Source organism: Celeribacter marinus, assembly GCF_001308265.1.
GTDB classification, from domain to species: Bacteria; Pseudomonadota; Alphaproteobacteria; order Rhodobacterales; family Rhodobacteraceae; genus Celeribacter; species Celeribacter marinus.
In genome coordinates, this window is record NZ_CP012023.1 from 438,960 (window position 1) to 464,289 (window position 25,330).

23 protein-coding genes are annotated in these 25,330 nt (G+C 58.2%); 6 read left to right on the top strand and 17 right to left on the bottom strand.

Annotation, left to right across the window (positions count from 1 at the left end; translation table 11 throughout):
• Positions 1–24: 24 nt before the first annotated feature.
• Both pgl and zwf read right to left on the bottom strand, forming a co-directional pair.
• Positions 25–696: a 6-phosphogluconolactonase gene (gene pgl, locus IMCC12053_RS02120; RefSeq protein WP_062215314.1), complete on the bottom strand. Its 672-nt coding sequence runs from the start codon at positions 694–696 to the stop codon at positions 25–27.
• On the bottom strand, positions 693–2,147 hold the full coding sequence (gene zwf, locus IMCC12053_RS02125) for a glucose-6-phosphate dehydrogenase (protein WP_062215316.1): 1,455 nt from the start codon (positions 2,145–2,147) through the stop codon (positions 693–695). The genes pgl and zwf overlap by 4 nt, the downstream gene beginning before the upstream one ends.
• Before the next feature lie 273 nt (positions 2,148–2,420).
• Here zwf and IMCC12053_RS02130 point away from each other — a divergent pair, with 273 nt between their 5' ends.
• Entirely contained in the window at positions 2,421–3,362 is a 942-nt protein-coding gene (locus tag IMCC12053_RS02130) for a radical SAM protein (RefSeq protein WP_062215318.1), read from the top strand.
• A gap of 357 nt (positions 3,363–3,719) precedes the next feature.
• On the opposite strand, the gene IMCC12053_RS02135 is transcribed toward IMCC12053_RS02130, so the two are convergent.
• The 4 genes from IMCC12053_RS02135 to IMCC12053_RS02150 are packed head-to-tail and all read right to left on the bottom strand — an operon-like array spanning position 3,720 to position 6,785.
• Positions 3,720–4,385 carry an alpha/beta hydrolase gene (locus tag IMCC12053_RS02135; protein ID WP_062215321.1) on the bottom strand — a complete coding sequence of 222 codons (666 nt, stop codon included), beginning with the start codon at positions 4,383–4,385 and terminating at the stop codon, positions 3,720–3,722.
• A complete protein-coding gene (locus IMCC12053_RS02140; RefSeq protein ID WP_062215323.1) occupies positions 4,385–5,008 on the bottom strand; it encodes a DNA-3-methyladenine glycosylase family protein in 624 nt (207 codons plus the stop codon). The genes IMCC12053_RS02135 and IMCC12053_RS02140 overlap by 1 nt, the downstream gene beginning before the upstream one ends.
• Positions 5,005–5,733: a cobalt-precorrin-6A reductase gene (locus IMCC12053_RS02145; RefSeq protein WP_062215325.1), complete on the bottom strand. Its 729-nt coding sequence runs from the start codon at positions 5,731–5,733 to the stop codon at positions 5,005–5,007. The genes IMCC12053_RS02140 and IMCC12053_RS02145 overlap by 4 nt, the downstream gene beginning before the upstream one ends.
• Complete coding sequence (locus IMCC12053_RS02150) at positions 5,730–6,785, bottom strand: cobalt-precorrin-5B (C(1))-methyltransferase (RefSeq protein ID WP_062215327.1); 1,056 nt, start codon at positions 6,783–6,785, stop codon at positions 5,730–5,732. The genes IMCC12053_RS02145 and IMCC12053_RS02150 overlap by 4 nt, the downstream gene beginning before the upstream one ends.
• Positions 6,786–6,890: 105 nt before the next feature.
• Between IMCC12053_RS02150 and cobA the strand changes: the two genes are divergently transcribed.
• The 3 genes from cobA (at position 6,891) to IMCC12053_RS02165 (ending at position 10,409) form a co-directional block, all read left to right on the top strand.
• Positions 6,891–7,748, top strand: a complete 858-nt coding sequence (cobA, locus tag IMCC12053_RS02155) for a uroporphyrinogen-III C-methyltransferase (protein ID WP_062215329.1) — start codon at positions 6,891–6,893, stop codon at positions 7,746–7,748.
• A gap of 1 nt (position 7,749) precedes the next feature.
• A complete protein-coding gene (locus tag IMCC12053_RS02160) occupies positions 7,750–9,039 on the top strand; it encodes a cobyrinate a,c-diamide synthase (protein ID WP_062215332.1) in 1,290 nt (429 codons plus the stop codon).
• Positions 9,040–9,167: 128 nt separating this feature from the next.
• Positions 9,168–10,409 (top strand): MFS transporter, encoded by a 1,242-nt coding sequence (locus tag IMCC12053_RS02165; protein WP_062215334.1) that lies wholly within the window; start codon positions 9,168–9,170, stop codon positions 10,407–10,409.
• Between the two features lie 2 nt (positions 10,410–10,411).
• Here IMCC12053_RS02165 and IMCC12053_RS02170 read toward each other — a convergent pair whose 3' ends face one another.
• The 6 genes from IMCC12053_RS02170 to IMCC12053_RS02195 form a co-directional block, all read right to left on the bottom strand.
• Positions 10,412–11,284 carry an NUDIX domain-containing protein gene (locus tag IMCC12053_RS02170; RefSeq protein WP_062215336.1) on the bottom strand — a complete coding sequence of 291 codons (873 nt, stop codon included), beginning with the start codon at positions 11,282–11,284 and terminating at the stop codon, positions 10,412–10,414.
• Positions 11,281–11,724, bottom strand: a complete 444-nt coding sequence (locus tag IMCC12053_RS02175; protein ID WP_062215338.1) for a TrgA family protein — start codon at positions 11,722–11,724, stop codon at positions 11,281–11,283. Before IMCC12053_RS02175 ends, IMCC12053_RS02170 begins: the two co-directional genes overlap by 4 nt.
• Positions 11,725–11,891: 167 nt before the next feature.
• The gene (locus tag IMCC12053_RS02180; protein ID WP_062215340.1) at positions 11,892–13,148 is read right to left on the bottom strand and encodes an SAM-dependent methyltransferase; all 1,257 of its coding nucleotides are present in this window, start codon (positions 13,146–13,148) and stop codon (positions 11,892–11,894) included.
• A gap of 98 nt (positions 13,149–13,246) precedes the next feature.
• Positions 13,247–14,647 carry a cryptochrome/photolyase family protein gene (locus tag IMCC12053_RS02185; RefSeq protein WP_062215342.1) on the bottom strand — a complete coding sequence of 467 codons (1,401 nt, stop codon included), beginning with the start codon at positions 14,645–14,647 and terminating at the stop codon, positions 13,247–13,249.
• Positions 14,648–14,773: 126 nt separating this feature from the next.
• Positions 14,774–16,594 (bottom strand): ABCB family ABC transporter ATP-binding protein/permease, encoded by a 1,821-nt coding sequence (locus tag IMCC12053_RS02190; RefSeq protein WP_062215343.1) that lies wholly within the window; start codon positions 16,592–16,594, stop codon positions 14,774–14,776.
• A 150-nt stretch (positions 16,595–16,744) separates the two neighbouring features.
• A complete protein-coding gene (locus tag IMCC12053_RS02195) occupies positions 16,745–18,346 on the bottom strand; it encodes a LysM peptidoglycan-binding domain-containing protein (protein ID WP_062215345.1) in 1,602 nt (533 codons plus the stop codon).
• A 122-nt stretch (positions 18,347–18,468) separates the two neighbouring features.
• Between IMCC12053_RS02195 and IMCC12053_RS02200 the strand changes: the two genes are divergently transcribed.
• Positions 18,469–19,035, top strand: a complete 567-nt coding sequence (locus tag IMCC12053_RS02200) for an LOG family protein (protein ID WP_062215347.1) — start codon at positions 18,469–18,471, stop codon at positions 19,033–19,035.
• Here the strand turns inward: IMCC12053_RS02200 and rarD are convergent.
• Together rarD and IMCC12053_RS02210 are read right to left on the bottom strand one after the other, a co-directional pair.
• Positions 18,975–19,931: an EamA family transporter RarD gene (gene rarD / locus IMCC12053_RS02205; RefSeq protein ID WP_062215348.1), complete on the bottom strand. Its 957-nt coding sequence runs from the start codon at positions 19,929–19,931 to the stop codon at positions 18,975–18,977. The two genes, IMCC12053_RS02200 and rarD, sit on opposite strands and share 61 nt — an antisense overlap.
• Positions 19,932–20,052: 121 nt before the next feature.
• Positions 20,053–20,652, bottom strand: a complete 600-nt coding sequence (locus IMCC12053_RS02210) for a superoxide dismutase (RefSeq protein ID WP_062215350.1) — start codon at positions 20,650–20,652, stop codon at positions 20,053–20,055.
• 254 nt (positions 20,653–20,906) lie between these two features.
• On the opposite strand from IMCC12053_RS02210, the gene IMCC12053_RS02215 reads away from it, so the two are divergent.
• A complete protein-coding gene (locus tag IMCC12053_RS02215) occupies positions 20,907–22,907 on the top strand; it encodes an aldo/keto reductase (protein WP_062215352.1) in 2,001 nt (666 codons plus the stop codon).
• Positions 22,908–23,103: 196 nt separating this feature from the next.
• Here the strand turns inward: IMCC12053_RS02215 and phoB are convergent, their stop codons facing one another.
• Genes phoB through pstB form a run of 3 tightly spaced genes read right to left on the bottom strand, consistent with a single transcriptional unit; the run spans position 23,104 to position 25,329 of the window.
• Positions 23,104–23,793: a phosphate regulon transcriptional regulator PhoB gene (gene phoB / locus IMCC12053_RS02220; protein ID WP_062215354.1), complete on the bottom strand. Its 690-nt coding sequence runs from the start codon at positions 23,791–23,793 to the stop codon at positions 23,104–23,106.
• Positions 23,793–24,515, bottom strand: coding sequence for a phosphate signaling complex protein PhoU (gene phoU, locus IMCC12053_RS02225; protein ID WP_062215356.1), 723 nt, complete (start codon positions 24,513–24,515; stop codon positions 23,793–23,795). The genes phoB and phoU overlap by 1 nt, the downstream gene beginning before the upstream one ends.
• A gap of 16 nt (positions 24,516–24,531) precedes the next feature.
• Positions 24,532–25,329: a phosphate ABC transporter ATP-binding protein PstB gene (pstB, locus tag IMCC12053_RS02230; RefSeq protein ID WP_062215358.1), complete on the bottom strand. Its 798-nt coding sequence runs from the start codon at positions 25,327–25,329 to the stop codon at positions 24,532–24,534.
• Position 25,330: the final 1 nt, after the last annotated feature.

Below are 25,330 nucleotides of genomic sequence, written 5' to 3' on the forward strand. Positions count from 1 at the left end.
ATCCGTATATTCCGCACCGTTGCGCTACGGCGCCCAGTGCACCGTGGCTTGGGCCAAAAACACCGACACGGGCGCGTCCATGGGTGATAACGTGGCGGCGCGCTGCAATGCCGTGCGTTTCTCGTCGCCCGTAATCAAAATATGCGTGGCCATTGCGGATTTGAGTGCCTTGGCCGATAGGGTTATGCGTGGCTCTGGCGCATTGGGCGCGCGCATTGCCAAAAGCGTTGGGGCCGCATCACTGAGCGCCAATTCCAACTGATCCGCTCCCGGAAACAGGCTTGCGGTATGCATGTCCGCGCCCATGCCCAACACAAGGACATCAAGGGGCAACGTGGCCTCAATCGCGGCCATCAACCCATCCAACCCCTCTTCGGGCGTTGGCGTGTCGGCATAGAGCGGCACGAGAGTGGCCGCGGCCGCCTTATCCACCAACAAACGTTGCTTGAGCAAGGTCGTGTTTGAGCGATCAGAACTCTCGGGCACCCACCGCTCATCATTCAAAAGCACGTCCACGCGGTCCCAATCGAGCGTTACGCCAGACAGCGTATCAAACACGGGACCGGGGGTGGTGCCACCGGGCACACAAAGCGATGCACGGTCATTGCTTTCCAATGCCGCCCGCAATTCTCCCGCGATTGTGTTAGCCAGATCGAGCAAAAGCGCCTCGCGGTCGGGATACTCTACAATGTTCATTCCTTGACCTCCCGCCAGCGGCGTCCCTCACGGTGCAACATCATTGCGGCATCTTCCGGCCCTGATGAATAGGCGTCATACAGCTTGGGCACATCGTTGCGTGCTTCCCACCCATTGATCAACGGATCAGTCCATGCCCATGCCGCCTCAACCTCGTCGCCGCGCATAAACAGCGTTTGGTTGCCACGGATCACGTCCATGATCAAACGCTCGTAGGCGTCTGGAATGTCGTCGGCCTCTTCGCCCAAAGCATCGGCAAAGCTCATATCAAGTGGCACATCAATCAACCGCATGCCGCCCGGGCCGGGTTCCTTGATCGTCACCTTGAGGGTCATACCCTCGTTGGGCTGTAACCGGATGGTGAGGACGTTGGCGTGACGCCCTGCATCCTCGCCAAAGATCGAATGTGGCGCATCTTTGAACACAACGGCAATCTCGGACGTGCGGGCCTTGAGCTTTTTACCTGTGCGCAAATAGAACGGGGTACCCGCCCACCGCCAGTTGGAAATCAAACAGCGCAGCGCGATATAACTCTCGGTGCGTGAACGCGGATCACCCGCATCCTCACGGTAACTTTGCTCCGTGTCGGTGGCATCATATTGCCCGCGCACGATGTGGTGATGGTCGATATCCTCCAACGCACGGATAACTTTGAGCTTTTCATCGCGCACGGAATCCGGCTCGAAGCGTGATGGCGGCTCCATCGCGATGAGGCACAACAGTTGCATCAGGTGGTTTTGCACCATATCGCGCATCGCACCCGATTTGTCGTAATACTCGCCACGCCCACCAACACCCACGGTTTCGGCCACGGTGATCTGAATGTGATCGACGTATTGCGCATTCCAAAGTGGCTCGAACAAAATGTTGCCAAATCGCACGGCCATCAGGTTTTGAACCGTCTCTTTGCCCAAATAGTGGTCGATGCGGTAAATCTGTGTTTCGTCGAAATGCGCAGCCAGACCCGCGTTCAACGCTTTGGCGGTGGCAAGATCGCGGCCAAACGGCTTTTCAACCACAATGCGGCTTTCGTCGTCGGCAATCTGAAACTCGTGCAGGCGCTTGGCCAAATCGCCAAACAGACTAGGGGCGACCGAGAAATAGAAGGCTTTGACCACGCCATCGCGCATCAGGTCGCGCAGGTCGCTCCAACCGCCCTCTCCCTTGGCATCGATGGTGACAAAATGGAGCCGCTGCAAGAACGCACCAATTTTCTCGTCGTCACAGTCGTTCTTTTTGGCAAACTCTTTGATCGCGTCACGGATCAGATCGCGAAATCCCGCGTCATCCATCTCACCGCGCGCAGCGCCGATGATGCGCGCGTGTTCCGGCATCTGACCCGAACAAAAGCGGCGGTACAGGCCCGGGAGAATTTTGCGGCGTGCGAGATCGCCCGTGCCGCCAAAAATCACAAGGTCGAAATCATCGACCGGAATGACACGTGAAACCATCGTTTGTCTCCCAGTTGCGGCGCGCCATTTGCATCAGGCCGCCGCTTTAGTGTTATGCGTCTGTCGCGCCGGCACGAACCAAATCTCAGTGGCTTAGTTAGCGCTAACGATAGCCGTTTACCGTTGTCTTGGACCAAAGTCTAGCACCTCACCCCCCTCTCACAACCCACGACCGACAATAAAACCGATTTTCACGATCTCGTGGGGCTGCAAACGCCTACTTTTCATCACCGGCTCAATCTCTTACCGTCTTTTGAAACAGATGAGGGCCAAATGAAAGACACCATTTCAAACGCGGGCAAGTTCCAAAACGCCGATATCACCGCCGATGGCAGTGCGCGCGCCCGCGTGGCGTTTAGCGATCCTCAAACCATTTGGTTCAACACCGGCACGCTGTGCAATATCACCTGTGTGAACTGCTACATTGACAGCTCCCCCACCAACGATGCGCTCGAATACATCGGCGTGGATGATGTGCGCGGCTATCTGGAAGAATTGGACGGGCTTGCGTGGTCCGTGCGCGAAATCGCCTTTACCGGCGGTGAGCCGTTCATGAACCCGCAGATGTGCGCCATGGCGCGTGAAGCGTTGAGCCGTGGGTATGAAGTCTTGATCCTCACAAACGCGATGCTGCCAATGATGCGGCCGAATGTGCAGGCGGATTTGGCCGCACTGTGCGCGGAATTTGGCGACAAACTCACATTGCGCGTCTCGCTCGATCATTGGTCACAAGCCGCCCACGACGAGATGCGCGGCGCAGGCAGCTATGAGCGCACCCTCAAAGGCATGGACTGGTTGCGCGGCGCGGGCGTCAAAATGGCGGTTGCGGCGCGCTCACTGTGGCATGAAACAGACGCCGAAACCCGCGCGGGATTTGCAAAAATGTTCGCCGCGCACAGCTATAACATCGACGCGCAAGACCCTGCTATTACTGTTATATTCCCCGAAATGGACGAGACGGTAGAGGTTCCTGAAATCACCACCGCGTGCTGGGGTATTCTGGACAAGACACCCGAAAGCGTGATGTGCGCATCAAGCCGCATGGTGGTCAAACGCAAAGGCTGTGCGCCAAGCGTGGTCGCGTGTACGTTACTGCCCTATGATCTTGAGTTTGATCTTGGCCCCACCCTTGAGGGGGCTTCGCGTGATGTGGCGCTAAACCATCCGCATTGCGCCAAATTCTGTGTTCTGGGCGGAGCATCGTGTTCGGCGTGACGCCCTCGCCTCACACGCGACACCCCTAAACACTGTCTCCAAAAACGACAAAAGCGCACCCGATGGATGCGCTCTTTGTCGTTAGATGTCTCGTCGGGCGGGTTAGCGGCGGCGATCATCCGTACGCACACGTACAGGTGCGCGCTCTTGGGTTGGGCGTAGAACGTAAGACACCAGAGCCATTGCAGCAAGTGCGAGTGCGGTTAGCGCGATAAAGTCCATATAACCCTCCAAGTTGTGTAACGGGACGGTAACACCCCCGCCTGCAACGTCAAGCCGATCTTTCGCATTATGGCGAAATTTAGCCGTTTTGCGCCGCAGTGCCGCAAATCAAGAGAAAAGCCGCCGATTTAGCGCTCATTCATAGCCCAATTTGTCGCGCAAGAACGCCAAAGCGACCGAAAGACCGTCAGGGGCGATTCCATGCGCTGTGCCACGCTCGATATGGGCAAATACCTCTTCGAACCCCGCAGATTGAAGCGCTTCGGCGGCCTCGGGCAACGATTGCGGCGGCACAACATCGTCCTCGTCGCCATGCAGCAACAAAACGGGAAAGGTCACGCGTTTTTCATCAACCAGCAGTTCAGGCTCCAACAGGCGGCCCGAAAAGCCAACCAATGTGGCAATCGCATCTTCGCGGCGCGGTGCAACATGCAGCGCCATCATGGTTCCTTGGCTGAACCCGACGAGGGCCAGCTGATCCGGCTCAAGATTGTAGTCGACCAAAATATTGTCGAGGTAGTCGTTCAACTCATCGACGGCGCGCAACAACCCGTCACGGCTTTCTTCCTCCGATGAGCCATCAATCCACGGGATTGGAAACCATTGAAATCCCATTGGATTTCCGGTGCATTGTTCTGGCGCATCAGGGGCCATAAAGACGGTATCGGGCAAGTGTTCAGCCATGTGATCGGCCAAGCTCAATAGATCCGCACCATCCGCCCCGTAGCCATGCAAGAACACCACAACATTACTCACGCGGCCCGAATGGCTATCGCGTGTTTTACTGTCCAGATTTGCCATTACCGTATTCCTTCGCGTGATTTTTCAACATGGTAGTAGGCCCACAATAGCCGCGCTGCAACCGATCTCCACGGCGACCATGCCGCAGCCATCTGGCGCAATGCGCGCTCTTTGGGGCGCTCGGGCAGATCAAACAGCATCCGCGCACTTTCTTGGAGGGCCAAATCACCGGGCGCAAAGACATCGGCGTGACCCAAAGAGAACATCGCGTATATCTCCCCCGTCCACACGCCAATGCCCGACACCTGTGTCAACGTTGCGATCACCTCATCGGTGGGTGCGGTCCGCAAAGCCTTATAATCAAGGCGCGCTTCGGCCAACGCGCGGGCATAGCGGACTTTTTGGCGCGACAGGCCACAGGCGCGCAGATCGTCGTCGCTCGCCCACATAATCTTGCGCGGTCCCGTCAGCTTGGCCGCTTTCAGCCGCGCCCAAATCCCGTTGGCCGCCGCCACGGAGATTTGTTGACTGACAATGGCGGATAACAGCTGTTGAAACCCGTCCGTCTTGCGGCGCAGCGGCAATGGTCCCGTCTGGCTGAGCGCATAGGCAAACCGTGGCTCGAGGTCGGCCAAATACGCCGCCCCTTCGGCCACGCATGCGGTCTCGGTGATGATCCTCATAGGCTTTGCGCCCATTCGAGCGCATCCAAAAGCTGTTCGCGCCGCGTCACCCCATCGGGCGACTTGGGCCGCCCAATCATCGCCACCGACAGGCCAAGGGCACGCGCCGCATCAAGTTTTGCCCGCCCCGCAGCGCCCCCTGCGTTTTTGACCACAAGCCAGTCAGGCTTGAGCTCGCGAAACAGCGCCACTTCTGCCTCAACGGTAAACGGCGGGCGCCCAGAAATCCACGCCCCGTGCGGCATCGGAAACGGATCACGCGGCGTATCAACCACTCGCGCCCAGATCGCGCTATGATTTAAATGGGTCATATCCTCGACCGTCTGACGCCCAGTCGCCAAAAAGATACGTTTGCCGCGCGGAATGATCCGCGCCAGATCCGCACTATCCATGGCTTCGTGCCATGTGTCGCCCTGACGCGAGCGCCATTCGGCGCGCTCATAGCGCAAATACGGCAAACCACGTGCGCCACAGACCCGCGCCGTGCGCGCGGTGATGGCAGTGGCAAACGGGTGCGTGGCATCAATCACGGCGCGAATACCCGCCTGTTCGAGATAGCGCACAAACCCGTCTTCGCCGCCAAACCCGCCCACGCGCGTGTCACCGCGATAGGCAATCGGGCTGTCCGTCACCCCCGCAAGGGACGCCACGCACGCGATATCGCAATCCGCCAAATGCTCCGCAAGATTACGCGCCTCAGTCGTGCCCGCCAACAAAAGGATCATTGCGCCGTCCCAATAATCTGACCCGCACGGTCAATCACAACAATGTCAAACCGCATGCCCAGCCCGCCAAAGCGCGCGTTGACCGCATCAAGGGCTTTGTGCGCCACAAGAGCGGCAAAGGACGCGCCTTTTGTCTCGTATATCTCAAGGGCCGTATTGGCCCCCGCCACATCAGGATCGCTCATTGCGGTGGACCAAAACTGCATATCAACCTGTGAGCGCTTGGAATGCAGGTCCATTTCGCCTTGCGCCAGTTTCGCAAGCTTGCCGATACCGCCACCAATCGTGACGTGGTCCACGGGGTGTTTTGCGAGGTATTTCAACATACCACCGGCAAAATCGCCCATATCCAACATCGCGCCATCAGACAGGCCGTAATGCGCCTGCACCACCCGCTCCGAGGTGGCACCGGTACACCCCGCCACATGTGCGAGACCTTCGGCGCGCGCCACATCAACGCCACGGTGAATGGATGCAATCCACGCCGCACATGAAAACGGCCGCACAATGCCCGTGGTGCCAAGAACGCTTAACCCGCCTTTGATGCCAAGGCGCGGGTTCCATGTCTTTTTCGCAATCGCTTCGCCGTTTGGAATGGAGATCGTAATCTCGACATCGGGCGCGTGGCCCAATCGCGCCGCCATGTCCGCGACCTGCGCGCGCATCATGTCGCGCGGCACGGGATTGATCGCAGGCTCCCCCACGCCAATGGGCAAGCCCGCCTTGGTGACAATGCCGATCCCTGCGCCCGCTTTGAACGTCACGCCGCCCGTTGAGACGGCAACCCGCGCGCGAATTTCCGCACCATGCGTCACGTCAGGATCGTCCCCTGCATCTTTGACAATACCCGCCTCGGCCCAACCGTCCCCTTGCGCGGTATAGGACAGCGCAAACTGGGGCCGCTCGCCCTTGGGCAATGTGATGCGCACCGTATCGGGAAACCCCGCGCCCCAAAGCGCATGCAGCGCTGCCCGCGTGGCCGCAGTCGCACAGGCGCCTGTGGTCCAACCACGGCGCAAAGGTTTGGGATCAAGGACAGGTGTCTCACTCATGATGCGACTATATCGTGGGCAGCGCGCAAATGACCACGCTGTTTTTGCGCACAGATTGCACGCTCTACCTTTGCAACGGGGCCAGACCCGCGCCATAAGGATCACATGACCGAATCTACGCTTTCTTTACCCTCTGGCGACTGGCCGGAATTGACACCTGGATGGGTGTGGCTATGTGGTGCGGGCCCCGGGGATCCGGGCCTGTTGACTTTGCATGCGGTGAATGCCCTGCGCCAAGCGGATGTGATCGTATACGACGCCCTTGTTGCGCCCCAAATTCTGGATTGGGCGCGCGCAGATGCCGAAATGATCTATGCGGGCAAACGCGGCGGCAAGCCGTCGGCCAAACAGGTCGATATTTCATTGCGACTGGTTGATCTGGCCCGTGCGGGCAAACGGGTGTTGCGCCTCAAGGGCGGCGATCCGTTTGTGTTCGGGCGCGGCGGCGAAGAGGCTCAGACCCTGATTCAACACGGTGTCCCCGTACGCATTATTCCGGGTATTTCCGCAGGTATTGGCGGTTTGGCCTATGCGGGCATTCCCGTCACGCACCGCGATGTCAATCAATCCGTGACCTTTGTGACGGGCCATGACCAACGCGGCGAAACCCCAGAGAGCCTTGATTGGGACGCCCTGTCGCGCGCCTCGGGCGTTCTGGTCATCTACATGGGCATGAAACACGCCCCTGTTATTCGCAGCGGCCTTTTGGGTGCGGGGCGCAGTGAGGACGAGCCTGTGGCGATTGTATCGCAAGCCACCACGCCAAACCAAAAAGTGTTGGAAACCACGCTTGGTGCGATGCTTGATGATATCGCAGCGACAAAGATGGAGCCCCCCGCGATTATCTGTGTCGGGCGCAACGTGTTGATGCGGCAAGTGTTGGACTGGCAAGCCTTGGAGCGCGGCGAGACTCCGCGCAATCTCGATCCATTGGGACGCGGCAAACCCGCCGAAGAGCGCTAGGATGAGCCGCGGAGTTTTGATCGCCGCACCTGCGTCCGGTTCGGGCAAAACCACCGTCACCCTTGGTCTGTTGCGGGCCTTGAAACGGCGCGGGCACACCGTGCGGTCCGCCAAATCCGGTCCAGATTATATTGATCCGCGCTTTCACGAGGCGGCCAGTGGCGCGCCATGTGTGACCCTTGATGCATGGGCGATGACGACCGAGCGGCTCGCGGCACTCGCCCATGGTCCCGAAGATCTGATGGTCATCGAGGGCGCAATGGGCCTGTTTGACGGCGCGCCCCACGCCAGGGATCCCACGCAAGACGGCAAAGGCGCATGCGCCGATCTTGCCAAAATGTTTGATATTCCCGTGATCCTCGTTGTGGATGCCTCTCGTATGGCACAGTCGGCGGCGGCGATGGTCGCCGGATTTGCGGGCCATGACGCGCGCGTGCGCATTGCGGGCGTGATCCTCAACAAAGTGGGCAGTCTGCGCCACGCGGCGATGCTGACCCGCGCGCTCGCGCCGCTGTCCATTCCGGTCCTTGGCGCCCTGCCGCGTGATGCCAGCCTTGCCACGCCATCACGCCATCTCGGGTTGGTCCAAGCCGGTGAGAGATCCGATCTAAACGCCTTTTTGGATCGCGCGGCGGACGCCATCGAGGCGAGTGTGGATATCGACGCCCTTTTGGCCAGTGCCAGTGCGTTTCACAGCCTCACCTCGGGCCCGCGCACACCGCCACCTGCGCAAAGCATCGCGGTGGCAAGCGATGCGGCCTTTGCCTTTGCCTATCCGCATCTATTGTCCGACTGGCGTGCACAAGGTGCAGATATCACAACGTTTTCTCCACTTGCGGACGAACCGGCACCCCCGAGTGATTTGATTTACTTGCCGGGTGGCTATCCCGAATTGCACGCGGGCAAACTGGCCGCGAACCACCGTTTTTTACAATCCTTGCGCGAAGCCGCAGCACGGCGGCGCGTTTACGGTGAATGTGGTGGCTACATGGTTCTGGGTGACGGGTTGATCGACAAAGACGGTGTGCGCCACCGAATGGCGGGGCTTTTACCCCTTGAGACATCATTCGAGACGCGCAAGTTGCACTTGGGATACCGCAGCGCCACCGTGATGCATGGCCCTTTTGCCGGCTCATGGAGCGCGCATGAATTTCACTACGCGACTACGCTCAAAGCCGAAGGGACACCGCTTTTGACGGCCTCGGACGCCGAAGGCACGGATTTAGGCCCACAAGGCTTGCTTCACGGGGCTGTGAGCGGCTCATTTGTACACCTTATCGACCGCACATAAGGCCACCGTGCACGGTCAAATCGTTGCGGCTGTGCAAAACCGATCAAGCGGGGCGTGTGTTGCTCCCCTTTCCAAGCGGGGATCGGGTTGGTAAAGCACAAACAGATATATAATTTGGAATGTTTCCCATGTCCGACTCTCAGCCCGCCTCTCAGCCCGATACGCACTCTCACATTTTGCCCCATGTCGCGCGCCGCAATGTCTATATCCTTGTGGCGGCTCAGGCATTCTTGGGAGCGCAGATGTCGATGATCTTTATCATTGCAGGGCTTGCGGGTCAGTCGTTGGCGTCGAACCTGTGCTTTGCCACATTGCCCATTACTGCCGTTGTTCTCGGGTCGATGCTGTCGGCCACACCGCTGTCGTGGATCATGCAGCGGTTCGGGCGGCGCGTTGGGTTTTGGATTGGAACATCGGCGGGGGCCGTGGGCGCATCTATTGGCGCTATCGCCTTGTTACAACAGAATTTTTGGCTATTTGTTGTCGGCGGCCTGTTCACGGGCCTGTATCAGTCGAGCCAAGGGTTCTTTCGCTTTGCCGCCACCGATACCGCCGATGACGCCTTTAAACCGAAAGCCATTTCATGGGTCATGGCGGGCGGTCTGGCCTCGGCCATCATTGGCCCGCAATTGGTCAAAGCAACATCCCAAGCCATGGTCGTCCCGTTCCTTGGCAGCTATCTCGCCGTTATCGCAATCAACCTGATCGGTTCAGGCCTTTTCCTCTTTCTCAAAATCCCAAAACCGCCCGTGGCCAAACACGGAGAACACCTTGGCCGCTCGACCATGGCGTTGTTGCGCACACCGCGCGTGGCCGTGGCGATCATTGTGGCAATGGTGTCTTACGCGCTGATGAACCTTGTGATGACCTCGACGCCTCTGGCGGTCGTCGGCTGCGGGTTTGAGCAAAACATGGCGGCCGATATCGTGTCGGCGCACGTCCTTGCGATGTTTGTCCCCTCGTTTTTCACCGGCACCCTGATTGCGCGGTTCGGCGTGCAAAAAATCATGGCGGCGGGTCTTATCATCCTTGGTCTTGCGGGCATTGTCGGCATGGCGGGCGTCAACGTCGAGAACTTCTTTGTCGCTCTCGTGTTGCTTGGCATTGGCTGGAACTTTGGCTTTATCGGAGCAACCGCCATGTTGGCCTCGGCCCATGAGCCCTCCGAGCGCGGCCGTATCCAAGGGGTCAATGACTTGTTGGTCTTTGGCGGCGTAACCGTGGCCTCGCTGGCCTCGGGCGGTTTGATGAACTGTTCGGGCGGATCAGCACAAGACGGATGGAACGCCGTCAACCTTGCGATGATTCCGTTTCTCACGCTTGCGGGTGCGGCTCTCATCTGGCTTTGGATGCAGCCAAAAGAGGCCTAAAGTCAGGCCGTTACGCCGCACTCTTTGCGTAACCTGTCACGATGACGCGCCAACCAAAGCGTGGTGAGGTATAGCGGGCCAGTGTCGAGTTGATGCGCATCACACATCGCCATAAGGGCGTCGAACGACACGAGAAACGCCCGAATATCCTCGTGCTCCTCGGCCAGTCCGCCAACACCCGCCGCATCATCGGGCAAATCCGCGATGCCAACATATGATACCAAAAACTCGGTCGCAGCGCCCGGACTGACGTAGTAATCACCCGCTTTGTGCAACGCCGCCAATGTGACCCCCGCCTCCTCAAGCGTTTCGCGGCGCGCGGTCATCTCTGGCGGCTCGCCCAGGTCAATGCGTCCCGCTACAGGCTCATAGGTCCATGGATACACATCGCCGCGCCCGAACGGACCAAAGCGCAACTGTTCAACCAGTAAAACGCGGTCACGCACAGGATCATAGGGCAACACGGTCACGGCATCGGCCATATGAAACACCGCCCGTTGCATCTCACCCGATTGCGTGCCGTCAAAACGGGCATGGGTAAAATGACTGTCTTCCAAGGTGAAGTAGTTCAAATACGGCATCACATGGCGCACCGTTGTGACGGCGGTGCGCGTCATGGTCTCTCTGCGCGGGTCAAGAGCGCGCGGGCTATCTTGCGCCCGCACCCGCGACCACGCCCGTGTCAGGATTTGCGCCGCATGCCCGCGCACGGTCTCTACGCTGCGCCCGTTATGTTTGTGGGCCAAAATTTCAACGGCCGCCGCGCGTGCGATATCTCGGGTCAGGCCGGACTGATCCTTGAGTACTGCACGCAAAAAGGCGCGTTCATGATCGGAGAATTCAGCGCCAAGGCCCGCAAACGGATCTGTCGTCATGACCACCGCCGCGCCGTTTGTTCTGTCAACCATCCGCCAAACAGCCCGCCCACGACGAGGGTAATGGCCACATCGAACCGGATCACAACGCTCAGCGCATGATCTTTGAACAGATCGACCATGCCCGCCAGCGCATGCATCGGGCCGCGATACCGCGTGTCCAAAGCGCGGTGAATCATTTCCTCGCCCGAAAAGTACAGCAATGCCCAAAACACCAACAATATGCTTGCCGTGAACCCGTAGCCGTAGGCCGCGCGCATGGTGTCGCCCGCACGTTTGCCCAAGAACCGCCACCCCACGACAAAGCCGATCACGCCCGTCATGTACGAAAACCAACCGAACTGCGTGCCCTCGGGCATATGCCCTTTGGCCAGTTCGGCGGCAAACCACCCGAGCAGGGCGAACCAAAGTGCGGCGACGAGTTTAGACGCTGTGGGCATAACAACCTGCCATGTATGTGAGCGCGAGAGTGCGGCCAATGTGGCCCCGCGCGAGATGTCTCACGACACCCCGCAAACGGCGCATTTTCAAGGCGCTTTTGCGCAATAGCTGCGAAAGTTGCGCCCATAGCACGCGGGTGATGCAAATTTGCCCGCTCGAAGCATGGTTAAGACAGTTCGCCGCGCGGACGCGTCATGGTAATCTGGGTTACATCGCAGTTGCCCGAATGAAACGTTGCCGCACAAGATGTCAGGTAAAAGTTCCACATGCGTTGGAACCTGTCATCAAATCCCATGGCTTCGATCTTGTCCCATTGCGCGTTAAAATCATCAAACCACAGACGTAGTGTTTTGGAATAACTTTCGCCAAACTCCACACTGTTTTTGAACGTCAGACCCGCCTTGGCGATCTGGGCGCGCAGCGCCGTGGGAGACGGCAACATGCCACCCGGAAAGATGTATTTTTGAATGAAATCAACGTTCTTGCGGTAGATTTCAAAGCGTCGATCCTGAACGGTGATGATCTGCAAGGTGGCGCAGGCATCTGGTTTGAGACAGGCTTTGACCGTTTCAAAATATGTCGGCCAGTATTTTTCGCCCACAGCTTCGAACATCTCGATCGAGGCGATGCCGTCATATTGCGCGGTCTCGTCACGGTAGTCTTGCAGTTTGAACGTGACACGGTCGGACAGACCCGCCTTTGCAATCCGCGCTGTTGCGTAATCATATTGCTCTTGGGAAATTGTCAGGCCGGTGACGTGCAATCCGCGCTCGCCCGCCGCGTATTCGGCAAAGCCGCCCCAGCCACAACCGATTTCGAGCACGTGATCGCCTGCAGACACGCCCATTTCGTCGACCATCGAGCGGTATTTGGCTGTCTGCGCCTGTGCCAGAGATTGGCCCTCACCCTCATATTTTGCGGACGAATAGGTCATGGTCTCATCAAGCCACAGGCCATAAAAATCATTCCCTAAATCATAGTGATAGGAGATGTTTTTGCGGGCTTGCTTTTTGGAGTTGTTGTTCATCCAATGCCGCATCCGCTCATAGGCGCGCACAAAGGCCATGCCGGGAAATCCGTCATATAGATCGTCATTGTCGGCATGCACCAAATCCATCAGCGCCATCAAATCGGGGGTCGTCCATCCGCCATCGAGGTAGTCCTCGCAAAAGCCCAAATCGCCCTCGCGGATCAGGCGTGCGAACACATCATCGGACTGCACATGCAATTCGGCGTGCGGTCCTGCCGCCTTACCGGCTGCGCGAAACACGCGCCCATCGGGGAGCACAAAATCAAGCTGTCCACGCGCCATATCCTTGGCCACGTCAAAGACGTTTGTAAAATAGCGCGGCAGGTTCTCTTGGCCCTGCGTCGAAGTCAAAACCTCGGGTTTCGGATTTTTGTCTGCGTGATCGTCGAGCATATGTTTGCCCCCTCTTGTCGATTGCCGCCTGTTTTCAAACGGTCATTGGTCTCAGTTTATCAATGTTAATGCTAAGTGTAGCGCAAAACCACATTGCGTCACGCATTGCGCTCCGAATAGGCCGCCAGAGCGCGTTCGCGCCCCACTTTAAGGTCAATGATCGGCTTGGGGTAGAGGCCTTGCGCTGACACGCCCCACGCCTTTGGCACAGCCTCGAAATACGAGAGCGCGGTGGAACTGGGCGCGCGCTGACCTTCTGCAATCCATCTGCGCACATACACACCCTCTTTGTCGAATTTCTCGAGCTGTCCGTCAGGGTTGAAAATGCGAAAATACGGGGAGGCATCGGGACCGCAGCCCGCCACCCATTGCCACCCCATGGCATTGGCCGCCGGATCCCAATCAATCAAACAGGCCTCGAACCACGCGCGCCCCACGCGCCAATGCACCATCAGGTGTTTGGTCAGATAAGACGCCACAATCATGCGCGCGCGGTTGTGCATGGTGCCTGTGACATACATCTCGCGCATCGCTGCATCCACAAACCGGATGCCTGTGCGCCCCTGTTTCCACGCGGTCACATCGGCGCTATCCGCGTCCTCGCTCCACGCAAATGTGTCCCACCCCTCGCGGTGGTTTTTATGGGCTAACTCAGGCTCGTTGTACAAAAGGTGGTAGGCAAATTCGCGCCATGTCACTTCTTTTAGAAAATGCTCGGCTCCGCGCGCGCCCGCCTTGAGCGCGCCCATCCCCGCATGCCAGATCGTGCGCGGTGATATTTCGCCGTATGTGAGGTTTTCAGACAGGCCAGAACACACAGGCTCAGACGGGAAGTCGCGCCGTTCCTGATACACATCCGCATGAGCGGCGACAAAAGTCTCTAGGCGGGCCATAGCCGCCGCCTCACCCACGTGACAATGCGGCTCGACAATCGCCGCGCCACGCCGCATCTGCGCGCCAAGCGCCCAATCGGCCAACGCGTCACTCTGGGGGGCCTCAGCCCAGCGGACCTTTGGCGCACTGAGGCATGGGGCGATATCCGTCTCTTTGACCGCCCGCCAAAATGGTGAATACACCTTGTAATAGCCACCCGTTTTTGTGGCCACAGTCCACGGTTCAAACAGCAAATGACCGCCGTGGCTATGGGCGTCGATCCCCATAGATTTAAGCGTGGATTTCACCTCCGTGTCGCGCGCGATTGCGTCTTTGTCATACAAGCGCGCCCAATGCACACAGGTGGCGCCGACCTCGCGCGCCAGCGCCGGAATGATCACCCGCGCATCGCCCGCGCGCAACACAACACGCCCGCCGGTAGCCTCGATCCTCTCCATCAAGTGGGCAAGGCCGAGCCCCATCCGCCATTTGGGCGCGGCCCCGAGCGCGTCCACCGTCTCATCGCGAATGAACACGGGTAAGACATCGCCCGCAAGAGCGGCAGCGACCAAGGCCGGGTTGTCACAAAGTCGAAAATCTCGGCGGATCCACCAGATAGCTGTCACGCTATTCTCCTATATCTTTGAAAAGACTACGCAGGCGGTGCGCAGTTGGTTCAAACAAAACTGGACTAAATAACGCAAACACTGGCCTCGGCGCGCCAGATGTGGCGCAGCCACGTCACAGGCGGCTTAGGCGACCTGATCGCGGTCTTCGGCTTGGGCCGCCCACATGGCGGAATATTTGCCATGGCGGCTCAACAAATCCTCATGCGTGCCGCGCTCCACCACGTTCCCCGCCTCCAACACCAAAATCTCGTCGGCGTCGGCCACGGTGGACAGGCGGTGCGCAATGGTGATCACGGTGCGCCCTTTGCCCGCTTCTTTGAGCGCATCCAGAATGTCGCGCTCGGTTTGGGTGTCCAAGGCGGATGTTGCCTCGTCCAACAACAAGACGGGCGGATTTTTCAGCAAGGTTCGTGCAATGCCGACCCGCTGTTTTTCGCCGCCAGACAGTTTGAGGCCACGCTCGCCCACTTGGGTTTCATAGCCCTCGGGTAAGCTGCTGACAAACTCGTGAATCCGCGCCTTTTTGGCGGCACTGACCACATCGTCAAATGTCGCATCACCGCGCCCGTAGGCGATGTTATAGCGGATTGTGTCGTTGAACAGCACGGTGTCTTGGGGCACGACCCCAATCGCACGGTGCAGGCTCTCTTGCGTCACATCGCGCACGTCCTGACCGTCGATTTTCAACGCGCCGCCTGTGACATCATAGAACCGGAACAACAGCCGCCCGATGGTGGATTTTCCCGACCCCGAGGGGCCAACAATGGCAAGCGTTTTGCCCGCAGGCACATCAATCGACACCCCATGCAAAATCTCGCGCGCCGGATCATAGCCAAACGTGACCGCATCCAACTGAACCGCACCACCGCCGACATCTAGAGGCTTTGCGCCGTCTTTATCTTTGATTTCAGCGGGTTGATGCAAGAGCGTGAACATCTCCTCCATATCGACAAGCGCCTGACGGATGTTGCGGTACATCGAGCCGAGGAAATTGAGCGGCATGGTGATTTGAATGACAAAGGCGTTGACCATGACGAAATCGCCAACCGTAATGGTGCCGTTTTGTACTCCAAATGCGGCAAGAACCATTGACCCGATCAGGCCACAGGTGATGATAAACGACTGGCCAAAGTTGAGAAACGCGAGGGAGTTTTCGGTCTTGATCGAGGCCTTTTCATAGCCCGCCATCGCCACGTCATAGCGCGCCGCCTCACGGCTTTCGGCCACGAAATATTTCACCGTTTCAAAGTTCAACAGACTGTCGATCGCCTTTTGATTGGCGTCCGTGTCCAAATCGTTCATTTCCTTGCGGATTTTCACACGCCATTCGGTGACTTTCAGGGTGAACACGATGTAGCCCACAAAGGTGAACAACAAGATGATCATATACGGCCAACCGAGTTGAGCCCCAACGATGATCAAGACCATCACCAGTTCCAACACCAATGGCCCGATGGAAAACACAAGGAATTGCAGCAAGAAGGCCACGCCTTTGACGCCGCGCTCCATGATCCGGCTCAACCCGCCGGTTTTGCGCGTGATGTGGTAGCGCATCGACAACGCATGGATATGGTTAAACGTTTCAAGGGCAAGCGCACGCAGCGCTGCGTTGGACACAGGCGCAAACACCACATTGCGCAATTGTTGAAAGCCGTTCGAGGTGATCCGCGCGCCGCCGTATCCCACCGTGAGACCAATCGCGCCAAGTGCCATGTACCACGCCGCACTATCGCCCTCACCCGCCAGTTTATCGACCGTCCAGCCATAAATGAGCGGTGTTACGGCTGTAATCATCTTGGCCACGGCCAAAAGGGTCAGCGCGATGACAACACGAACCCGAACAGCGCGGTCATCTTTGGGCCAAAAGTACGGAATGACGCGGCGGATAACGGACATGCCATCTGCGGGGCCGGTGGTCGAGGTCAAACTTGGGCGTCCGCGCATGGGCTAACTACTCTTTCAAAATAACATATATCTTCTGTGATCAGACCTAATGATCTGACCACCAGACGCAAGGGCTACGCTGTCGCACACCGCGCTTGCGCAAAAGGGGCGTGCGTCCACATATCCAATCCAGTCGGTGTGGGGAACGCTCTACTTTGGTAAGACGAACACCTGTCCGGGGTAAATCAGATCAGGATCGCGGATTTGGGTTTTATTCGCGTCAAACACCCGCGCATACAGAAATCCGTCCCCATAGCGATCGGAGGCAATCCCCCACAGCGTATTGCCCGGCTGCACAGTGACAGAGCCAATACGGGCGCGCGGCGATTGCAGCGCTGCATCTTGGGCGTCCGTGGGCGCATCTGTCACCTGCTCTGCTCGTTGCGCCTCAGATGGCTCGACCTGCGGCTCATCCGCCGCGTTTTGCTGTGCTGCAACCGCTTCGCCATCGCGCTCCGCTTGAGACGCGATTTGGGCCAAGATTGCCACGTCCTCGCGTTTGAACGGTGTTTCGGCGCGGGTGATCACTACCCCGTCTTGGCCAACGTGATCGGCGCGCAGGGTGTAAACGCCCGCGGCGACATCTTTGAGCTCGACACGCCATTGACCGTCCGCGCCCGCCACGGCTTCGGCGGCCAATGCGTTGTTGAGATAGAGCCGGATTTGCGCCTCAGACGGTGCGCGCCCCGAGGCGAACACACGGCCCTGAGGATCATAGGTCAATGCATCGACGCGCACGGATGTTGCGTCTGTCCCCGCCTGTTGTAGCACCTGCACGCCCTCATCACTGGCCTTGAGAACAGTGGGTTGCGGTTTGGCTTGAGCCACAGACGTCTCCGCCTCCACATCACGCATGGCTGTCACGGGTGACGCTTGTGCTTCGGACGTATCAACGGATGGTGTGGCGTCTTGGTCTTGTGCAAGATCGACTGGGGTTGCCTCGACTGGCGCCGGCGCGATCACAGGGGCCACAACAATGCTTTCATCCGAAAACACGATCTGATCCCCATCCACAAGACCAACCGTCAGCTCACGTACCCCGTCCGAGGGCATGAGATCGAACAAAGCCACAAACTCACCGCGCGTATTGGTGGTGGCGCGCGACACCTCTACGCCATCAACATAGATCACTACATCGGTGTTTGCAGGGGCGTGTCCGGCAACAGTTGTGATCCCCTCAGGCGGAATACGCACGATATCAAGCGAGACAGAGGCAGCACTGACCGACAGATCATTGACAGCTGACTGAGATGCGGCAGGGGTCGTATTATCGACAACAGCCGCGTCTACATCGTCGGTCACGGGAGCGGCGGCAGACGCGGCTTGCATATCGTCTTCGGCGCTCTCATCACGTGTTTGATCATCGTCACCTTGATCTGATAGGGGCGTCTGCGTCACGACTTCGGGCGTTTGCGCCAAATCAGCGGGCGTTTGCTCTGTGGGCGCGGGCGTTTGTCGTGCTACATCGTTTTGGGCCATATCCGGCGCATCGGGGGTCACCTCTTGGCCTGTGGCGTCACCACTCGAAACCGGTGCCTTTGCAGCGACTGCAGCCGTGGCGACATCTCCGACAGCATCCGCTTGCTCGCCTTGCGCCAACGCGGCCTGATCCACACGCGCTTGATCCCCTCCCGCGGGTGCCTCCGCCTCGGGGGCTGCCACCCACAGCCCTACACCAATCGCTGCAATGATCGCGATGACTGACGCCGCCGCAACGGGTGCTGCGCGCTGAAATGCACTTTTATCTGACATAGCCCTGCTTTCGTTCCGTCGTTTCCCCACCCCGTCTCGCGCAGGGTTGAGACAGCCTAACAACGCGTCTAACAAGGGTCAAAGACTTCCTTTGTTTCAAACCATTGCATATGAGGTGTTCAATGTCGCAATCTGCCCAATCTCTCCTATCCGTCTGTGTTTATTGTGGGGCGCGTGAGGGGGGCAAACCCGCTTATATGGCGGCGGCCACCGATCTGGGGCGCGTGATTGCGGATGAGGGATGGCGATTGGTGTACGGCGCGGGCGATGTCGGCCTTATGGGCGCGGTGGCACGCGCCACACAGGCCGCAGGGGGCGATACCTTTGGCGTGATCCCAGTGCACCTGATGAATATGGAGGTCGGCAAGCGCGATCTGACCTCCTTTGTGGTTACCGAGAACATGCATGAACGCAAGAAAGTCATGTTCATGAACTCTGACGCGATTGTGGTTTTGCCCGGCGGTGCGGGATCGCTCGACGAGTTTTTCGAGGTGCTGACGTGGAAGCAAATCGGACTGCATGACAAGCCGATCTTTTTGCTCTCAATCGATGACTATTGGGCGCCACTCAACGCCCTCATTGAGCATATCATTGCGCAGGGGTTCGCCGCCGACACAACCACACAGCTCTACAAAACAATATCGTCGATCGAGGCATTGACCGAGGCCTTGCGCGCCATACGGACCTGACGATCACGGCGTAGCGCCTGTAGGGAAAAGAGCGACACAGCAAGCCAGACAAGCGGCAAGGCCACCATGTGTGGCAGCGTGATCGCCTGACCAAAAATCAAAACAGCAACAGTCAGTTGCAAGGTGGCGTTATAGTAATGTCCGATGTTGAGCGACGACAGTGTCACCCGTTTGGCCGCAACGCCGAACAACAAAAGCGGCACGCCCGTGGCAATGCCAGAAAAGGCGAGAAACGCGGTGTCATGCCAATTCGTTCCAAACGCGCCGCCGCCCACCGCATCACCACCCCACACCCCGAAATGGGCGCCAATCAGGTAAACGAGCGACACAGGCATGAGGAGCGTGGTCTCGGCGGCCATGGCCAAGGTCGGCCCCGCCTCGACCCCCTTTTTGAACACGGAATAGGCGACAAAGGTCGACGACATCGCAAGCGCCATCCACGGCGCGGCCCCCAACCCAACCGTCAAAATCACGACCGCACACAGCGCCAACCCCATGGCGGGCCACTGCAACCCCGAAAGACGCTCTTTGAAGACGACCCACCCCACGGCCGCGGCCAAAAGAGGCGAGATATAGTAGGCCAAAGACGCCTCAAGCGTTTTATCAATCTGGATCGCGTAGACGAACAAAAACCAGTTGATCGACACGAAAACCGCCGCAGGAATGATCCGGTATAGCCCACTCCACCCCGTGCGCGGATGCAACACACCCAAGAGGTCGCGCAGGCGTCCTTGGACGAGGATCACCGCGAAAAACGCCAGAAACGACCACACCGTGCGGTGGGCCAGTACCTCGAGTGGTGGCACATGGGACAATTGCGCGTAGTAAAGCGCGGAAAGACCCCAAATGGTGTAGGTGCCAAGAATAGCCAAAAGGCCAATACGTGAGTCGGACATAGCCCTTGTTTAACGGTGAATTGATCCCGACAGCAAGGCACAAAACCGCTCAAGCGGCTGCGCACAAAAAAGGCGCCCCACACAGGAGCGCCTTTTTCTATAAAGCGAACGCCATCAAGTATTAGAGGCGGCCCGCAACATTGTCCCAATCGACCAGTTTTTCGAGGAAGTTGGTCAAATACGCAGGGCGTTTGTTGCGAAAATCGATGTAGTAGGAGTGTTCCCACACGTCACAGCCCAAAAGCGCGGTCTGACCAAAGCACAGCGGGTTCACGCCGTTTTCGGTCTTGGTCACTTTGAGCGCGCCATCTGTGTCTTTGACGAGCCATGCCCAACCGGAGCCGAACTGGCCTGCGCCAGCGGCAGAGAACTGGGATTTGAACTCATCTACGGAGCCAAAGCTCTCAACGAGGGCTTTTTCGAGTTCGGTCGGGATTGCGTTGCCGTTTGGCCCCATCATTTCCCAAAACTGGTTGTGGTTCCACAGCTGCGAGATGTTGTTGAAGATGCCGTTTTGCGCGACAGAAGATTTGTCGTAGGTGCCAACGATGATCTCTTCGAGGGTCTTGCCATCCCACTCGGTGCCCGCAATTGCCGCGTTGCCGTTGGTGACATAGGCGTTGTGGTGCAGGTCGTGGTGAAACTCGAGCGTCTCGGCAGACATGCCAAGATTGGCAAGAGCATCGTGGGCGTAAGGGAGATCGGGGAGTGCGAATGCCATTGTAAGGCCTCCTTGGAATTTTCAAATGCGGTTCTGGTCTATACCTGTTGTGTTGCGACCCATTGGTCAAGAGCACGCCGCAACATCGCGGCAAAAATTATCCATCCCGTGCGCGCGTGCGCAGACATTCACGCAAGGCAATCGTGGCGCGCGCCAAGACGCGAGACCCCCACCCGCGAAAATACACGTTGCTATGCGCCATGGCTTTGCGCCACCGTGATGCAAAATGTTCTGTTATCAGGTGAGGAAATGTCATGGCGCAGGTATCTTGGGGTATCATTGGACCGGGAGCAATTGCCCAGAATTTCGCGGACGGGGTTGCGCAAGCTCCCTCGGCACGACTGCGCGCCATTGCAAGTCGAAGCGGCGCACGCCGCACCGCCTTTGGCGATTTGCACGCGATTGCCGATGACATGCGGTTCGACGACTACGCCGCCCTATGCGCCGCCCCCGATGTCGATGCCATCCACATCACCACACCGCATCCGTTTCACGCCGAACTCGCGCTCATGGCGTTGCGGGCGGGCAAACATGTCTCGGTTGAGAAACCGGCGGGGCTAAACGCCGCCGAAGTCACCGTTCTGGTCGAAGCCGCGGCCCAAGAAAACCTGTTTTTCATGGAAGCCTACATGTACCTTCTACATCCGCAAATTGCGCGGATGATCGAGATTTTGAAATCGGGTGAAATCGGAGAGATCACGCATATTCGTGCCAGTTTCGGATTCAATGCCCCGTTTGATGCGGCCTCGCGCCTGTATGATCCCGCCCTTGCGGGGGGTGGCATTCTGGATGTCGGCGGCTATCCCGTCTCGGCGGCGCGCCTGATTGCGGGGATTGACGAGGGGGCGTTTGCCAATCCGGTCTCGGTGACGGGAACGGGCGTTGTTGCCCAAACCGGCGTCGATGCCGTGGCCTACGGACTGTTGAAATTTGCCAATGGTATCACGGCCGAAGTCGCCTGTGCTGTGGCGCGCAACATGGACAATACCATTCATGTGAGCGGCACCAAAGGCAGTTTGACGCTGCCCGACCCGTGGGTTCCCGGTCGCAACGCAGGCCCGTCTGATACCACGATCCAAGTGACGGTGGCGGGCGAAACGCGCGAGGAGCATTTGACCCACCCCGAGATGCTTTTCAAATTCGAGGCAGAAGCCGCGAGCCAAGCCATTTTGGCCGGACAGGTTGAACTGCCCTACCCCGGAATGTCGCATTTGGGGTCGATCGGCAACACTGCCGTTCTGGATCAGTGGCGCGGCGCAGTCGGCTACAAAACCTTTGCCGAAAAGGACGGCGCGCGGCGCATTTTGGCACGGTGTATCCCAAGCGGTCTGCCGACAGTGCCCAGTGTGACCGTGAAAGATGTGCCCAACCTGATGTCGCGTCTCGTTATGGGATGCGATAACCGAGACACGCTTGCTCAGGGCGCAATCGTCTGGGACGCGTGGATGGACGCGGGGGGCAATGCCTTTGATACGGGGTTTGTGTACGGTGGCGGGCTGCATGAGGCTGTTTTGGGTCAATGGATCAAATCGCGTGGGGTCGCGCGCGACATCACGGTGATCGCCAAAGGCGCGCATACGCCTTATTGCACGCCGCGCGCGATTGAGGCGCAACTTGATATCTCGCTTGAACGCCTCACGCTAGATCATGCGCCGATCTACATTATGCACCGCGACAATCCCGATGTGCCTGTAGGCGAGTTTGTCGAGGCCTTGGCGCGTCTCAAGGATAAGGGAAAGATCGGCATTTGGGGCGGCTCGAACTGGTCAATAGAGCGCTTTGGCCAAGCCGTTGCCTATGCGAACGCCCATGATCTTCCGGCGCCGCGCATCCTCAACAACAACCTCTCGTTGGCGGTGATGACCAAGCCGGTTTGGGACGGCTGCGTGACATCTAACACGCCGCAAACGCTAGAATACTTGCGCGAAAACAATGTGATGCACCTAAGTTGGTCGTCACAAGCGCGCGGGTATTTCCTACCGCGCGCCCTGCGCGACCGGTTGCCCGAGGATACGCGCCCCGAAACCTGCTATGGCTCACCCGAGAATGCAGAACGGCGGCGGCGTGCACGCGAACTGGCGGCAACATATGGCGTTTCGGCGCATAACATCGCAACCGCATGGGTTTTGGGGCAAAGCTTTCCCTCCTTCGCCCTGATCGGTCCGCGCAGTCCGGGTGAAATTGCATCAACCCTCCCCGCGCTTGACCTTGAACTCACACAAAAAGAGGTGGCGTGGCTCAATCTCGAGGCGTGATCAGCGCAACTCCATGTGGATATAATGCGTGCGACCAGTGTTCGGGGACATGCCGTGCCCGCGTTGATTAATATATGACACTACACTTTGAAATGAGTGTGTTTTGTATGGTCGACGCGGGATCGGATTTACACCAGATATATTCTGTAAGGTACTGATATAAATGAAGAAGAGCCGTTAAGTAGCGTCCTTTAGCTTATCCTAACGCATATCCCGCACCGCGCACCGTGCGCAGGGGATCGTCACCGCCGAATTGACAAAGCGCCTTGCGCAGCCGTCCGATGTGGACATCTACCGTGCGTGTATCGACATAGATATCGCGCCCCCAAACACGGTCCAAAAGCTGTTCGCGCGACCACACGCGCCCCGGTTTTTCCATGAACGTTGACAGCAGGCGAAATTCGGTCGGACCCAGTTTCAAACTGTTGCCGCCGCGTGTGACACGGTGCGTTTCGGCATCCAGAGCTATGTCGCTAAACTCCAACATTTCACCCGCCGCCGCGGGACGTACACGGCGCAATTGGGTGCGCACCCGCGCCATCAGTTCAACCAAAGAATACGGTTTAACGACATAGTCATCCGCGCCGGTCTCAAGTCCGCGCACGCGGTCCACCTCTTCGCCGCGCGCAGAGAGCATAATCACCGGAATTGCGCGAGTCTCGGCCCGCATTTTCAAGCGTCTGCAAATCTCGATCCCCGACACGCCGGGCAACATCCAATCGAGAACAATCACATCAGGCTGATCCTCATCCACCAGTAACAGCGCCTCATCGCCATCTTGGGCGCGGATCACCAAATATCCTTCGGCCTCAAGGTTATAGGCCAGAACCTCACGCTGTGCTGGTTCATCCTCGACGACCAAAACACGCGGTTTTTGCGGTGACATCAATCGTCCTCCACACCGATATGTGTGCGCGATGTCACATCCCCTTTAGGGCGCGCCTCATCGGGCATTTCTCCGGTCACAAGATAGATCACCTGCTCGGCCACGGACGTGGCGTGGTCGCCCATGCGTTCGATGTTTTTGGCGATGAAATGCAAGTGCATACAGGCCGAAATATTGCGTGGATCTTCCATCATAAAGGTCAGGAATTCGCGAAACAGGCCGTTGTACATCTGGTCGACGTCAACATCTCGGTGGCGCACGGTTTCGGCCAGAACGGCATCGCGCTGCATATAGGCATCAAGCGCCAATCGTAGCATGTCCTCGACCTCGCGCGCCATGCGGCGCAGGCTTGCCCCCGCTCCATCAATCGGGCTCATCTCCGCCAGAACACCCGTGCGTTTGGCAAGGTTTTTGGCGTAGTCACCGCAGCGCTCAAGGTTGGTCGAGATTTTCATCACCGACAAGACCGTGCGCAAATCTCCCGCTGTGGGCGAACGCAGCGCGATGAGGCGCGCGGCCTCTTCATTGATCTGCACGTCAAGCGCATCAATGATTTTGTCGGCCTTGCGCACGCGCTCGGCCAGTTCAACGTCCCGCTCCTCAAGAGCGATGGAGGCATCTTTGATATTGGCCTCGACCAGACCGCCCATTTTCATGATAAGCGCCTGAATACCCTCAAGATCACGGTCAAAGGCGGAGGCAATGTGTTTTCCGTTATTCATATCTGTCTCCTGCCCCTTATCCGATCCGACCGGTGATATAGCTCTCGGTGCGTGGATCTTGCGGGTTGGTGAAAATCTGGCTTGTGTCGCCGTATTCAACGAGGTTTCCGAGGTGGAAGAACGCGGTCTTTTGACTGACACGCGCGGCTTGTTGCATCGAGTGCGTCACAATCACCACCGAAAAATTCGCGCGCAACTCATCAATCAGTTCCTCGACCTGCGCGGTGGCAATCGGGTCAAGTGCCGAGCACGGCTCGTCCATCAATAGGACTTCGGGTTCGGTGGCAATGGCGCGCGCGATGCACAGGCGTTGTTGTTGCCCACCCGAAAGCCCCGTTCCCGGCGCGTCAAGGCGGTCTTTGACCTCATCCCAGATCGCACCACGGCGTAGGGATTGCTCGACGATCACGTCCAGATCGGCCTTGCTACGGGCCAACCCGTGAATGCGTGGGCCATATGCGATGTTGTCGTAAATGGATTTCGGGAACGGATTTGGCTTTTGAAAGACCATACCGACTTTGGCGCGCAGCTGCACCGGATCGACCCGCTTGTCATAGATGTCCTCGCCATCGAGCAAAATTTCACCCGTAACGCGGCAAATATCAATCGTGTCGTTCATACGGTTCAGGGTGCGCAAAAACGTCGACTTGCCGCAACCGGACGGGCCGATAAAGGCGGTGACGGTCTTGTCTTTGATCTCCACATCTACGTCTTTGATCGCATGGGTGTCGGCGTAATACACTTGGACGCCCTTGGCGGAGATTTTGATGTCGTTCATATCCACGTCTCTTTTCATTAGTCGCATATCGTTCATA